This window comes from Halorubrum sp. ARQ200 (assembly GCF_005435115.1).
Taxonomy (GTDB): Archaea; Halobacteriota; Halobacteria; order Halobacteriales; family Haloferacaceae; genus Halorubrum; species Halorubrum tropicale.
This window is the reverse complement of sequence record NZ_SGTZ01000003.1, coordinates 103,262-117,049: the sequence shown is the minus strand read 5'-3', so window position 1 is coordinate 117,049 and position 13,788 is coordinate 103,262. Positions and strand designations below refer to the sequence as shown.

At 69.1% G+C, this 13,788-nt stretch carries 12 protein-coding genes; 3 read left to right on the top strand and 9 right to left on the bottom strand.

The window, feature by feature from the left end; genetic code table 11:
- Positions 1-44 precede the first annotated feature (44 nt).
- A complete protein-coding gene (locus tag EXE50_RS05955; RefSeq protein WP_137704596.1) occupies positions 45-2,780 on the bottom strand; it encodes an ABC transporter ATP-binding protein in 2,736 nt (911 codons plus the stop codon).
- Between the two features lie 80 nt (positions 2,781-2,860).
- Between EXE50_RS05955 and EXE50_RS05950 the strand changes: the two genes are divergently transcribed.
- Positions 2,861-3,346 carry a hypothetical protein gene (locus tag EXE50_RS05950; RefSeq protein ID WP_053772500.1) on the top strand — a complete coding sequence of 162 codons (486 nt, stop codon included), beginning with the start codon at positions 2,861-2,863 and terminating at the stop codon, positions 3,344-3,346.
- Between the two features lie 244 nt (positions 3,347-3,590).
- Here EXE50_RS05950 and EXE50_RS05945 read toward each other — a convergent pair whose 3' ends face one another.
- Both EXE50_RS05945 and EXE50_RS05940 read right to left on the bottom strand, forming a co-directional pair.
- Positions 3,591-4,433, bottom strand: coding sequence for an ABC transporter permease (locus EXE50_RS05945; RefSeq protein WP_053772499.1), 843 nt, complete (start codon positions 4,431-4,433; stop codon positions 3,591-3,593).
- Positions 4,430-5,488 (bottom strand): ABC transporter ATP-binding protein, encoded by a 1,059-nt coding sequence (locus tag EXE50_RS05940; protein ID WP_053772498.1) that lies wholly within the window; start codon positions 5,486-5,488, stop codon positions 4,430-4,432. Before EXE50_RS05940 ends, EXE50_RS05945 begins: the two co-directional genes overlap by 4 nt.
- A 55-nt stretch (positions 5,489-5,543) precedes the next feature.
- On the opposite strand from EXE50_RS05940, the gene EXE50_RS05935 reads away from it, so the two are divergent.
- Complete coding sequence (locus EXE50_RS05935; protein WP_053772497.1) at positions 5,544-6,002, top strand: hypothetical protein; 459 nt, start codon at positions 5,544-5,546, stop codon at positions 6,000-6,002.
- Positions 6,003-6,160: 158 nt separating this feature from the next.
- On the opposite strand, the gene EXE50_RS05930 is transcribed toward EXE50_RS05935, so the two are convergent.
- The 4 genes from EXE50_RS05930 to EXE50_RS05915 form a co-directional block, all read right to left on the bottom strand.
- A complete protein-coding gene (locus tag EXE50_RS05930) occupies positions 6,161-7,228 on the bottom strand; it encodes an ABC transporter substrate-binding protein (protein WP_082356879.1) in 1,068 nt (355 codons plus the stop codon).
- 51 nt (positions 7,229-7,279) lie between these two features.
- Positions 7,280-7,465 (bottom strand): hypothetical protein, encoded by a 186-nt coding sequence (locus EXE50_RS05925; RefSeq protein ID WP_053772496.1) that lies wholly within the window; start codon positions 7,463-7,465, stop codon positions 7,280-7,282.
- Between the two features lie 64 nt (positions 7,466-7,529).
- Positions 7,530-7,796, bottom strand: coding sequence for a hypothetical protein (locus tag EXE50_RS05920; RefSeq protein ID WP_053772495.1), 267 nt, complete (start codon positions 7,794-7,796; stop codon positions 7,530-7,532).
- Positions 7,793-8,464 carry a class I SAM-dependent methyltransferase gene (locus tag EXE50_RS05915; RefSeq protein ID WP_053772494.1) on the bottom strand — a complete coding sequence of 224 codons (672 nt, stop codon included), beginning with the start codon at positions 8,462-8,464 and terminating at the stop codon, positions 7,793-7,795. Before EXE50_RS05915 ends, EXE50_RS05920 begins: the two co-directional genes overlap by 4 nt.
- Before the next feature lie 132 nt (positions 8,465-8,596).
- Here EXE50_RS05915 and EXE50_RS05910 point away from each other — a divergent pair, with 132 nt between their 5' ends.
- Complete coding sequence (locus EXE50_RS05910) at positions 8,597-8,965, top strand: VOC family protein (protein WP_053772493.1); 369 nt, start codon at positions 8,597-8,599, stop codon at positions 8,963-8,965.
- A gap of 39 nt (positions 8,966-9,004) precedes the next feature.
- On the opposite strand, the gene EXE50_RS05905 is transcribed toward EXE50_RS05910, so the two are convergent.
- Together EXE50_RS05905 and EXE50_RS05900 are read right to left on the bottom strand one after the other, a co-directional pair.
- Positions 9,005-10,480 carry a PKD domain-containing protein gene (locus tag EXE50_RS05905; RefSeq protein WP_137704595.1) on the bottom strand — a complete coding sequence of 492 codons (1,476 nt, stop codon included), beginning with the start codon at positions 10,478-10,480 and terminating at the stop codon, positions 9,005-9,007.
- Positions 10,481-10,483: 3 nt separating this feature from the next.
- Entirely contained in the window at positions 10,484-13,714 is a 3,231-nt protein-coding gene (locus tag EXE50_RS05900) for a right-handed parallel beta-helix repeat-containing protein (protein ID WP_053772491.1), read from the bottom strand.
- Positions 13,715-13,788 lie beyond the last annotated feature (74 nt).

Genomic DNA, 13,788 nt, shown 5'->3' with positions numbered 1-13,788 from the left:
AGGACGACCCCCCGAGACGGGGCCTCGGCGGAACGGTCGGGCGGCTACGCGCCGTCGGGGCGCTCATCGTAGAGGTGACACGCCGCGGGATGGCCGCTCTCGTCGATCTGAGGGTCCTCCCGCTCGCAGACGCTCTCGAACGTCTCGCGGAGCGTCGCCTCGGCCTCGTCCCACCGGTCCTCCTTGAGGAGTTCGAAGGACTCGGCCACGGCCGACCGAGCCTCTCCCGAGAGCGGCCCGTCGAAGAAGTACTCGAAGAGCTTCGGATGCTCGCCGCCGTCCGCGACGGCGGTCGGTGCCGACTCGTCCTCGATCCGGACCTCGGACTCGATAGCGTCGAGGTCAATATCGCCGGACTCCAAGCGCTGTCGGTAGAACATTACCTCCCGGTAGCGCCCTTGGTCGATATTGAGGTCGTCCGGGGGGATGACCGACGGGCACCGGGTCCGGAACCGACATCCCGAGGGCGGGTCGATTGGGGACGGAACGTCACCCTTGAGGATCGTTCTGTCGTCGGTGTCGGCGAGGGGGTCCGGTTCCGGAATCGCGGACAGGAGGGCCTTGGTGTAGGGGTGTTTCGGCGTCTCGAACAGCTCGTCCGTCTCGGCGACTTCGACAATCTCGCCGAGGTACATCACGGCCACCCGATCGGAGATGTGTCGGACAACGCTCAGGTCGTGCGCGATAAACAGGAAGGTGAGACCGAACTCTTCTTGTAAGTCCTCTAAGAGGTTGATGATCTGCGCCTGGACGGAGACGTCGAGCGCGGACACCGGCTCGTCGGCGACGATAAAGTCGGGGTCTACCGCCAGCGCCCGGGCGATGCCGACCCGCTGGCGCTGGCCGCCAGAGAGCTCGTGGGGATAGCGGCCGAACTGCCCACGCTCCAGCCCGACCGCGTCCATCAGTTCGAAGACGCGCTCGCGTCGACGCCCCTCGGCGAGATCGTGGATCTTCAGCGGCTCCATTATCGTCTGGCCGGCGGTCATCCGCGGGTCGAGACTCGACATCGGGTCTTGGAACACCATCTGCATGTCCTTCCGACGCTTGCGGAGGTCCGATTTCGAGAGCGACCCGAGGTCCTCTCCAGCGAACACCACCGTCCCGTCGGTCGGCGGGTCCAAGTGGAGGATCGCCCGCCCAGCCGTGGACTTCCCACAGCCGGACTCGCCGACGAGCCCCAGCGTCTCCCGCTCGCGGACGTCGAGGTCGATCCCGTCGACGGCCTTCACGCTTGGGTCGCCGCCGCCGAACACCCGGTCGAGCGCGCCGTCCTCCTGCTGGTAGTACTTTTTCATTCCGCGGACCTCAACGATCGGATCGCCGATGGCGGACCTCGCGCCGGCCTCGACGCCGTCGCTCCCGTACGCGGTCTTGTCGAACGTTTCGTGGACGCACTTCGACCGGTGATCGACCTCATCCGGGCCGTGCTGGAGGTACGGGATCTCACCCTCGCGGCACTGTGGCTCGGCCCACGGGCAGCGGGGTGCGAAGTGACACCCGTCGGGCATGTCGATCAGATCGGGGACGTTCCCCTCGATCGGCGTCAGCCGCTCCTTTTCCTCGGTGGGGATCGACTCCAGCAGAGTGTACGTGTAGGGGTGGGCAGGGTTCGCGAAGATTTCCTCAACGGGGCCTTCCTCAACAATCTCGCCGGCGTACATCACGGCCACGCGGTCACAGGTCTCGGCCACGACGCCAAGGTCGTGGGTGATCATCAGGACGGACATCCCGAACTCCGCCTGTAGGTCGTCGATCAAGTCGAGGATCTGCGCCTGGATCGTCACGTCGAGCGCGGTGGTCGGCTCGTCAGCGGTGAGGAGGTTCGGCCGGCAGGCGAGCGCGATAGCGACGAGCACGCGCTGGCGCATCCCACCGGAAAACTCGTGCGGGTAGTCGTCGACGCGCTGTTTCGCTTCCGGAATGCCGACCGCCTGAAGCATTCTGACGACCTCGTCCATCACCTCGTCGTCGCTGTCTCGACCTCCGATCTTCGGGAGTATCTCTCGGATTCCGTTGGTCCACGAGTCCGTCTTCTGACCGCCGTACCGATGGAGGCGCAGTGACTCGGCGATCTGTTCGCCCACGGTGACCGCCGGGTTGAGCGAGGTCATCGGGTCCTGGAATATCATTCCCATCTCGCCCCCGCGAACGCGACGGACGGCCGCCTCGGGAGCTGCCGTCACATCGACGATCCCCTCATGGATATCGACATCGGTCGGCTTCGCACCGCCGCGGATCTGCTCGCGTGCATCCGCGTCGAGGAAGACGAAGCCGTCAACGGCGGCTGCGAGCGCCGCCTCGAGGTCCTCTCCGACGACCGTCGGGTCGGTGTCGTCCGCGAGGCGACCGGCAGCGGCCTCAAGATCGCTCGCGAGGTCGGCGGGGTCCGCTTCGTCCGCGAGGTCGTCGGCCATCCCCCGAAGCTCCGCCGCCGTGTCGGAGACGCGCCGTCCGGCGCGGAGATCACTGCTCACGGCCGCCACCGCATCGATCAGTCCGGACGGGTACGGGACGTACGCGTCGTCGAACTCGTCAAGGAGGGAGGTGGCAAGCGACGCGTCCGCGAGGGTGATCCGGCCGCCGGCTATCTCGCCGGGATCGTCGACGAGGTCCATCGCCGAGAGGGCGGTGACGCTCTTGCCCGAGCCGGACTCGCCCACGAGACCGACAGTCTCGCCGTGTTCTATTGAGAGGTCGATGCCGTCGACGGCCTTGACGGCGCCCCGTTCGGTTCTGAACTGAGTTCGGAGTGCCGAAAGCGAGAGCAGATCAGTCACTGTCGGCGGTAGCGCGCCTTACGGAAATATATCTTGGGGACAGTGAAACCATTTATACGACTACCCGAGCGTCTGCTGGTATGAGCGAGCCTACAGGCGACGACGCACCCACGAACGTACAGGCGGGGGACGGGTGGTCCGCCGTCATCGAGGATATGGAAGCGACCGCGACGGAGTACCGAGAGCGCGGGTGGACGACGCTTGAACTCCATCCCGGCGATTCGGTCCTCATCAACTCGGACCGTCGAACCGGCCTTGACGTCGTCCTCCCTGGCCCGGAGTTCGAGGAGTTAGAGTCGCTCGTCGACGATCGACAGTTTCGACATGTCGATGTGTTCCGGGCGGGGGGAGACGAACTGGTCTACCTCTTGGTCATCGAAGTCGCGCCCGAGAGCGAAACGGCCGTCTTTGTCCCCGCGTACTACGATCCGAGCCAGACAGCGGAGACGATCGAATCGATCAGAGAGGCGGGGACCGTGCGTCTCTTCTGCCGTCGGTTGAACGACGACACCGTGCGGTTCGTCCACGACGATCCGGCGCCGTTCCTCCCGGAACCAGTCGAGTGATCGGCGTCCCGCAAGCCGGGAGTGATCGCAGGGCGGTGAGTCCGGAGAGGCGAGCACGGGTAGGACGTACGAGTGGTGCGTGCTCGAACATCAACCGTCTTGTCGTTCGAGGAGGCGGTTCAGGGTGGCGCCTCTCGCAGTCGCGAGCGTCTCCGCTGCGTCCGTCGGAGAGTGAGACCCGTCGTGCGTCCGACGCAGTCACACTCGTTTATGAAAATACCGCCTCACAGGGCGGAAGTGAGCGTCAGTAGTCGCCGAGCACGCCGAGCCGCCGCGCGCGCCCCGTCGCGTACTGGAAGACGAGGTAGCCGCCGACCAGGTAGCCGACCGCGACCGCGGCGAGGAGCGCGAGGTCCGCGAGCGGGAACTCCCACAGCCGCACGCCGTCGACCATCACGCGCTGGAGCATGGCGCTGCCGTGCGCCAAGGGGAGCACCCGCGTCCACGGGAGGTCGAAGACGGGCGCGGAGATCAGCGCGACGAAGCCGAACTGGAGCAGGTTGAGCCAGTTCCCGATCCGCTTGTAGAGGACCGTCACCCCGCCCGCGGCGAAGCCGAGGCCGAGCACCGAGACGATCGACAGCCCCGCGACGACGACCACCGTCACGGGCGCGAGGCTGAGCCGCGTCCCGGTCGCGAGAAGCATCACCGCGAGGATCACGGCGCTCGTGAGGAACGTCCGTATCACCTTCGCGACCCCCTTCAGCAGCGCCACGGGCGCGAAGCCGAACGGCGTGGTGATGTGGCGTTCGAGGGTGCCCCACTGCACCTCGCTGCCGATGTCGTTCGACACCGACGAGTACGCGCCCACCGACAGCGTCCACAGGAAGTAGCCGACGACGATCCCCTCGATCGAGTCCGCGAGCGCCTGCCCCGCGAGCAGCTGGCCGCCGAGGAACAGCGCGGCGAAGAAGAACAGCGACACCACGATCCCCCCGATCGCGTTGGCCGGATACCGCACGAAGATCAGGAACTCCCGGTAGAGGACCGCCCTCGCGAGGTGGTAGTAGGTGGCCGGTCGAGGGTCGTCGTCGGCCCCGGACGCCGTCGCCGCCGACGCGTCCGCGGGCGGCGCGTCCCCGCTCACTGGGACGCACCCCCGAGCCCCGACCCCGTGCGTTCTAAGAACACCTCTTCGAGGTCCGGCTGGACCGTCCGGATGTCCGAGACGGTGACGCCGGCCGCCCGCAGCGCGTCGGTCAGGTCGTACAGCCGGTCGCCGCCCGCCGCGACCGTCACCGCGGGCGGAGTGGCCTCGCGGTCGACGCCGACGACCTCGAACCGCTCGCGGAGCCCGGCGACGGTCTCCGGCGTGAGGTCCGGGCTCGCCACGCGCACCGCGTCGCTCGCGGCGGCGCCCAACAGTGCCTCAACGGTGTCGTCGGCGACGATCCGGCCGTTCGACAGCATGACGACGCGGTCGCACACCGCCTCGATCGTCGTCATGTCGTGGCTGCTGACGACGATGGTGAGCCCCTCCTCGGCCGCGAGCCGGCGCAGCTCCGCCCGGAGCGTCCGCGCGCTCTCGATGTCGAGCCCGAGCGTCGGCTCGTCGAGGAAGACTAACTCGGCGCCGCCGGCCAGCACGCTCGCGAGCGACACCTTCTGTTTCATGCCCCGCGAGAGGTCGCGGACCGGCGTGTCTGCCTTGTCGGCGAGGTCGAGGCGGTCGAGCAGGCGTTCGTGGCGCGCCGCCACGGAGTCCGGGTCGACGCCGCTGATCGTCGCGAAGTAGCGGAGGTTCTCGCGAACCGTGAGTCGCCAGTAGTCGTTGCGCGCGCCCTCCAGCATCGCGTCCACGTCGGCGTAGGCCGCCCGGCGGCCGTCGCGCACGTCGGTGCCGAACACCCGGACAGAGCCCGCGTCGGGGATGACGATGCCGAGGGCGCACTTGATCAGCGTGGTCTTGCCGGCGCCGTTCGGGCCGAGCAGGCCGACCACCGACCCGCGCTCGACGGAGAGGCTCACGTCGTCGACGGCGACGACCGCGTCGTCGCCCTCGCCGAACCGCTTCGTGAGCCCCTCGACCGCGAGGGCCGGCGGCCCCGCGCTCGCTCCGTCCGCGTTCGCCTCGTCGCCGCCGCCCTGCGTCGCGTCGCGCTCTCGGGGACCACCGCGCGCGCTCGTCGCGCTCCGTGCCATTGAGTCGAATAGGGGCCGAGCAGGGATATATCCCCTCTCGGAACCCACCGTACGCATGGACCTCGACCGCTTCGCCGCGGACGCCCCGGACGACGACGCGCCCGGCGACGCCCGCGTCTGCGTCGTCGCGACCCAGTCGGAGACGTTCGAGCGCTGCCGCGCCGGCTTCTACCCGGCGCCGCGCTCGTACGACCGCACCCGCGCCGACTTCGAGTTCATGGCCTTCTACCGCACCGCGCCGGTGTCGGCAGTCACCCACTACGCCCGCGTCGTCGACCGCACCGAACAGGCGCGCGGCGACCCCGGACCGATGGACGAGGACGACTGGGCGGCGCTCATCGATCCCTTCTCCGAGGAGCGCGTCGTGGTCGTCTTCGCGTTCGACGACCTCGTGCCGCTCGATAGCCCAGTCGAGAACGACCTGAACGGCGTGCGCGGCGCGTGGTACTGTACCGTCGCCGACCTGCGTGAGGCGGGAACGCTGTCGGGGCTCCGTGAGTTGGCCGAGACGTGACCACCCGGTCAATTCGAGTGGCGCTGTCGAAATCACAACGACTGCTGCCGTCGAGAAGCGATACTGAGAACTGGACACGTCTCTTGCGTGCGCCCCACCCGTGGGTTCACGCAGGTCGGTGCGCTCGGCATGGGAGGCCTCCCGCTCACCCAGTACGGCTAGCGCGATCCACGGTCCGGGCTCTCGTCGAGGTGGTCGTTCGCCTCCGCCGAGACGCCCGCTAGTTCGTCGGCGAGTTCGCGGGTTCGTTGGGCGCGCCGGCGGTACCCCTCGGCCGGCTCCTCGCTGGTAACCGCTTGTTCGATGACGAGTTTCTCCGCGTCGACGCTGGCGACGGCGTCCAGCGCTTCGGGCGCCGTCGCCGCGTGCTCGGGGTGGAGACACGCGAACAGCGTTTCCAGCGAGTCGACGAGCCGGTGGCTCGGCCGGTTGAACAGGGCGTTGCCGTCGACGGCGTAGACCCGACCGTCCGCGACTGCCCGGAGCTCGTCGAATCCCGGCCGAGCCGCGAGGTCGCCGACCGCACGCTCGGCGCGGTCGCGGTCGAAGCCGCAGGGCGCGACGACGAGCGCGTCCGGGTCGAACTCGCGCACGGCCGCCCACGCGACCGGCTCGGAGGGGCCGTCGGGCTGGAAGGCGGGGTCGCCGCCCGCGATTTCGACCATGTCGCGCACCCAGTGGCCCGCGCGGATCGGCGGGTCGGTCCAGTCGAGGACGGCGACGCGGGGGCGCCCCTCGTCGGCGACCGCGCACTCGGCGCGCTCGCGGACCGCCTCAACGCGCTCGCGGAGGTCGGCCCGGAGGGCGCTCGCGGCCGCTTCCGCGTCGACCGCGGCGCCGATCCGTTCCACGTCGTCGAGCGCGTCCTCGAACGAGTGGGGGTCGCAGGTGAGCACCTCGGGTTCGGGGTCGAGGCGCGCGGCGGCCGCCCGGAGGTCGCTCGCGTCGACGGCGCAGACGTCGCAGGTCGCCTGCGTGACCAGGAGGTCGAGATCGAGCGCCGCGAGGCGGTCCTCGTCGAGGTCGTACACGGCGCCGTCGACCTCGCGCATCTGTTCGTCGATGTCGGCCGCCGAGCGGTCCGCGTGGTCGACGACCGTGCTCGTCAGGGTCGGCAGGTCGCGGGCGGCGGGCGGGTGGTCGCAGCTGTGCGAGACGCCGACCGGTTCGACGCCGAGAGCGAACAGCGTCTCCGTGGCCGAGGGGAGGAGGGAGGCGACGCGCATACCGGAGAGGAGGCGCTCGGGCGACTAAAGTGAGGGGCCCGACGTCGGTCGCTACCGGGCCGGGAGCCGCGCGAGGACTGGCCGCGCGACCGCGTAGCCGACGTAGAGCAGCACGCCGGACGCCAGCGCGAACGACGCCGTCCGGAACCACGCCGCGGTCGGCGCGTCGAGCGAGTTCAACAGCGTCACCGCGAGCAGCGTGCTCAGGAGGAGGAAGCGCGCGTCTCGCGTCTCCATATGCCCCCGTCTGTCCGTCGGGCGGAAAACTCTCCCGCTCCCGCGGGCTGGCAGGTCGAGACCGTCACTCGCCGACCGCGTCGGCGGTCGCCGACGCGTACGCGGCCGCGAGATCGCCGTTCGGCAGGGCGTCGAGCGCGGCCGCACACCCCCACCGGATCCGGTCGCGCCGCTCGCCGGCCGGGAGCTTGTTCGTCGCCACCGTCTCGGCCGTGTCGAGCAGGGCGCGCGCGGTGTCGGCGTCGCCGCGCTCGGCGGCCGCGCCGGCCTCCGCGAGCAGCTGGGCGAGGCTCGCGCGCACGTCGTGTGGGACCTCGTCCGGGTCGGTCACGGGTCGGTCGCCCCTGACTCGGCGCCGCCGTCCGGCGCCGGCTCGCCCGCCAGCGTCGCGAAGACGAACTCGGTGCTGCTCCCCAGCGGGTCGGTTGCGGTCCGCGTCTCGACGTCAGCGAACCCGGCCGCCCGAAGCTGGTCGAGCGTGCGCTCGCGCCCGGGCGCGGAGAAGAACATCTCCCCGCCCATCCAGCCGCGCCGCACCGTCTCGAAGCTGCCGCTCGGCAGCGTCGCGAGGAGCCGGCCGCCCGGGCGGAGGACGCGCGCGAACTCGTCGTACACCGCCGGGTGGCGCTCGCGCGCGACGTGAAACACCGCGTGGTAGGCCGTGATCGCGTCGAAGCGGTCGGCCGCGAACGGGAGCGCGGACATCTCGCCGTGGACGAGCCGCGCGGCGGGAACGGTCTGGGCCGCGAGCTCCAGCCCGCGGCGGGAGACGTCGAGGCCGACGCTGCCGGGCGGGAGGTTCGCGAGGGTGCGAGCGCCGTCGCCACAGCCCACGTCGAGGACGAGCGGGTCGTCGCCGTCGGTCGCGTCCCGCGGGTCGCTCGCCAGCGCGTCGAGCAGGTCGTCGATCAGCGCCGCGTCTGAGCCGTCCGGGTCGCGCCGAGCGGCGTACGTCTCGGCGACCGCGTCCCACGCGCGGCGCACCTCGTTTCGATCCATACGGACGTGACGGGCGCGAGCGACATGATTGCTCGGGCGTCCCCGTCGGCGTCCGGATCGCTGCCGACTCGACCGGACCCGTCGTCCGGTCGCCGCTCGGGAATGTATGCCGGCGGGCCGCGAGGGCGACGCATGGAGCTTCTCCACACCTGTCTGAACGTGGCGGACGCGGACCGGACCGCCGACTGGTACGTCGACGAGCTCGGCTTCGAGCGCTCGTGGGAGTTCACGGTCGCCGACGGCGACACTCGCAGCGTGTACGTCGCGGACGAGAGCGGCGTCGAGCTCCAGCTGTCGGACACGCCGGGCGAGGAGCCGAGCGCGGACGGCGACCGCTACGACCACGTCGCCGTCGGCGTCGACGACGTTGACGCGGCGTTCGCGGACCTCGACCACCACGGCGTCGTGGAGGCGCCGACCGACCACCCGGAGGCCGGCGCGCGCGTCGCCTTCGTGGAGGACCCCGACGGCCGCGTCGTCGAGCTGATCGAGCCGCTCTGAACGGCCGTCTCGGGGATTCGAAAAAAGAGCGAGAGCGCGTTAGCCGTCGGCTCGGCGGACCGCGACGACGATGAGCAGCGCGACGACGACCGCGATCGCGACCGCGCCGAGCGTCCGGAGCGAGAACAGCCCCGGCTCCGCGACCGGCGCGTCGTCCGCGGCGACGGTCACCGTCTCCGTCGCGGTGTCCGTCTCGCCCGCGTCGTTCGTCACCGTGAGCGTCACCTCGTACTCGCCCGGCTCGGCGAACGACGCCTCGGTCGTGCTGCCGGCCGCGGCGTCGCCGTCGATCGACCAGTCGTAGGCGACGACCTCGCCGTACTCGTCGCTCGACTGAAGCCCCGACAGCGTCACCGCCTCGCCGGGGTCGAGCGTCTCGACCGGCACCGTGATCGCCGCGTCGGGCTCGCTCACCGCCGAGACGGCGAACGTCGAGAACCCGGGCGTCTCGGACTCCAAGACGACCGCGTCGCCGGTCTCCTCGACCACCGTCGTCTCTAAGCCCTGCCACTCGCCGTCGGCGAACCGCGAGAGCCGAAGGTCGCCGGGGTCGGCCTCGGCCGCCGCGACCCGGTCCGCGGAGATCCGCGCCCGGATCGTCGCCGGCGTGTCCGTCGCGGACTCCGGCACCGATATCTCGACAACCGACACCGAGGCGCCGGGCGCCGGGCCGGTCGTCTCCGGCGCGGACTCGTACTCGGCGACGCCGACCGCGCCCTCGACTGCGCCGTCGAAGGTGATCCCCTCGATAGGGGTCTGGCCGGTGAACGTCACCGAGCTCGTCCCGGTCGCCTCGTCGACCGCGGCCGTCGCCGTCTCCGCGCCGGTCGTCGACGCGCCCGCGGGCAGGTCGAGCACGTCGTCGACCGCCGGCGGGTCGGCCGGGCCCTCGCCGGGCGTCTCGCCGTCGTCGCCACCGGGTGCGCCGCCCGTGCCGCCGCCGGGTGTGCCGCCCGTGCCGCCACCGGGTGCGCCGCCCGTGCCGCCGCCCGTGCCGCCACCGCCAGGCGCGCCGCCCGTACCGGTGCCGTCATCGCCGTCGTCACCGTCACCGGGATCCGTCGGCGTATCGTCGCTCCCGTCGCCCGGGTCGGTCGGCGTCCCATCCCCGCCGTCGCCGTCGTCGGGCGGCGCCGGCGCTTCGGCGAGCGAGAGGTCGACTTCCTCGTTGGCGCCCGACTCCCACGCCGCCGTGCCGGCCTGCGAGTCGGCGACGCGGAACGTCACCTCGTCGGCCGGCCCCTCGACGGTGAGCTTCTCGTCGAAGGCGCCCGGGCCGCCGAACCGCCCCTCGGCGTCGGTCTCGATCGAATCGCGGACCTCGCCGTCGACGACCGCCTCGACGGTGACGCCGTCGAGCGGCTCGCCGTCGGCCGTCACCTGGCCGTAGTACGCCGCGGGCGTCGGCGGCGGACTGTCCTGCGCCGCCGCGCCGCTCACCGCGGCCCCGCTCGCGACGAGGCCGGCGACGAGCACCGCGAGCGCCGCGATCCCGAGCATGTGTCGGAAGTTCATGGATTAGTTCCCCTTGAGAGTGGTCTCCTCGTCGGACTGCGTCGGACCGACCGGAACCGCCGCGCCGAGTTCGCCGTCGTCGGTCGCGAACACCCAGTAGCCCTGGAACGGACCGACGGTCGTCGGGTTTATCTCGTCGGACCCGGCGAGCCGGTACGGCGTGCTCTTGTCGGCGGGGCCGCCGACCACGTTGACCACGGAGGCGACCTCGGTGGTCGAGACGCCGAACGCGTTACTCACGGTTCCGTTCGACGGCGCCGCGACGAAGTTCCAGCCGGCCTCCAGTTCGGTCGAGGTCATCTCCGGAATCTCGGAGTCGGCGTCGGCGTACTCGAAGGTGATCCGCTGGTCGGACTCATCCTCGTCGATCGTGACTGCGAACGCGTCGAGCGCGCTGATTCTCTGATCGGCGATGTCCTCGTTTCCGACCCAGTTCGTCCCGTTGTACGCGTAGACGGTGCCGTTGAAGTCACCGAAGACCTCGTCGACGGTCCCCTCGGTGGCCGCCGGGAACGCGACCGAGTGCGTGTCGCCGTCGGCGGGGATGACGAGGTCGTGCCCGAACTGCGTCGTCTCGCCGAGCGAGTCGGCGTCAACCTCGTCAGGTTCGACCGTCAGGAGCGGGTCGTAGGTGATTTCTCCGCCCTTCTGAGCCTCCTTGAACGTATCTGCGTCCGTGAGGAATTCGACATCGCTAAGATCGGTCCAGTAGTTCCCCGTTACGTCCAACTCGCCGTCCCCGGCCTTGTTTTCGATCGTCTCGACACCGTCGAAGGTGTTGAACCGGACCGTCTGAGCCCCGGGATTGTCGCCTTCGACGCCGAAGCCGACGCCGTCAAGTTCGCCGCCGCTCGCGGAGAGTTCGTTGTTGCGGACGTCGGTCGTCGCGCCGCCGCGAGCGACCACGGCGAAGGAGTATCCGTCGCTCGCGACGTCGATGTCGCTGTCGCGGACCGTCGCGTCCGCACCAGCGTCGGCACTGACGCCGACGACGGCCGTGAGATTGTCAGCGGTCATCTCGCCGGTCCCGTCGATCGTCGCGTTCGTGATCGTCGCAGAGGCGTCGCTGCCGAATACTTCGATGGCGAGGCCCTCGCTGAACTCGGCTGATTCGACGGACAAGTCAACGGTAACGTCGGAGACCGTCACGTTCGACCCGGCCACGTTGACCGCGTTGTTTTCGGCCGCCGGGTTCGGGAACACGTCGCCGACTGAAGCGTTTATTCGAACCTCCGACAGTGTAGTCTCGTCGGCGTCCAGCGCGACGGACCCGTCAATCACGGTGTCGTCGCCCTGACCGACGAGAGTGACGTTCGGGGTCTCGACCGAGACGTTCTCAGCGTATATTCCGGGAACAAGCTTGACAGTCTCGTTTTCTGAAACGAGGTTCAGAGCGTCTTGAACGCTGTTGAGGACAATATTCCGGTCCTGACCGTCGATCTCGACCGGCTGGAGGATCGCCCCTCGATCAAGATCGTTGTTCCCCGCAAAGACTGATAGGTTAATGGTCGCAGTCTTGTCTTCTACGAGGAACGCAGCGTCACTCACCGAGTTGTTCTCAAAGGTGACTGCCGGAGCACCACCGGCTTCGACGCCGATGCCGACGCCAACCGTCCTCGTCTCGGGGTTCGACCGGATGTTCGAGATGTTGTTTTGTGCGATGCTGATCTCGCTCGGGACCACGTCGTGGTTACCGGTTCCCCGCACGACGGCTCCGAACGCCCACGCGGTATCGCTCTCTCCGACATTGCGAACGACGTTATCACTAACATCCGCATTTTCAACGTTTCCTTGGACAGAAATGCCAGTGACGCCGCCCTTAGTAGACCGTCCAGAGACGTTCTCGATGAGGTTGTCAGCGACGATGACGTTGCGAACAGCGTCGTCGGCATTACCGCCAAAGACGTTGATCGCGTCGACACCTTCCCATTCCGGGAGTCCGGCCGCGCCGAAGTCGCGAACGACGTTGTTACGGACAGTGATGTTGTCCGCCGCGCCGCTCACCCTAAGTGCCTCCGCGCCGGCGTCAGTACTCGCATTGGGCGGGGTGACCGTCAGCCCGTCGAAAACAACTCCGTCTGCGGAGGCGACGACCTGTCCTTGGATCACGGCTTCGGATGTGCGGTCACTGTGGTCCCCCGGAATTCCGGCATTCGGGCCTTCAATAGATAGGTCTGCGGTATCAATCGTTACGTTTTCTAGGTACATGCCCTGGCGAACGACAATCGTATCGCCGGCCGCCGCTCCGTTGACGGCCGACTGGACGCTCATGTCGTCGGCGACCACGAACGGCCCGCCGAGCTCGGAGACGACGGCCGCGTCGGTTCCGGTACCGTCGTTCGTCGCCACGGCGGCGTCAACCGCGGCGGATTCGCTAGTGTAGAACCACTCGAACTGGTTAGCGACGTTTCGGTCGGGAGGCGTCGACGAGGTGTTCGCAGCGACCCGGTACTGGATGTTCCCCGGGTAGTCGATGTCGCCGATCAGGTCGTCCGACGACGCCTGCTCATAGAGCGGAAGCGGTTCATCGGCGTTGAGGTCGCCGTCGAACTCGATCCCGTACGAGCCGACGTCGTCGCCGAGCTGGTCGCTGAGCGCTCCGTCGGCGTAGATCGCGACGCCGCCCCACGAGTTGTTCGTCGTTGTGACGCCCGTGACCTCGGTGTCGGTCACGTCGGTGAACGCGATGCCGTTCCCGGAGACGGTGTCGGAGACGGTCACGGAGTCGATCGTTGCGTTCGTGACTGCGTTGAGATCAATGCCCGTCGATCCGCTATCCCTGACTTCGACGTTTTCGATCGTGAAGCCGTCGAGCCGACCCTCGCTCAGGTCGGCGCCGGAGACCTTGACCGCGTACGTCCCGGAGCCGGTGATTTCGAAGTTACTGAGGCGCACGTCGACCGCCGTGACGCGGATTCCGTACCCGGTCGATTCGCTCTCGATTGTCGTGTCGCCGACGCCGACAATCTCGACGCCCGCCGTGTCGACGGTGAGCTGTCCCGACGGCGAGTACGTCTCGTCAACGAGTTCGAGCGTGTCGCCCGGCGAGAGGGCGTCGCTGCTCAGGGCCTCCTGGATCGTCTGGAAGTTCGTCCCGTTTCCTTGCCCGACTTCGTAGGTCGTGCTACCGTCGTTCTGCGCCACCGCGCTGCCCACGAAGCCGGCGCCGACCGCGACCATCGACACCACCATGATCGCGGCCAGCGCGACCGCGCGTACCTGCTCCCGCGTCATACCGGCTCCTCCGTCGACTGTGCGAATCGATAGCGTGCGTGTGTCGCTGTCATGATGTCGGACTCCGTACTGGA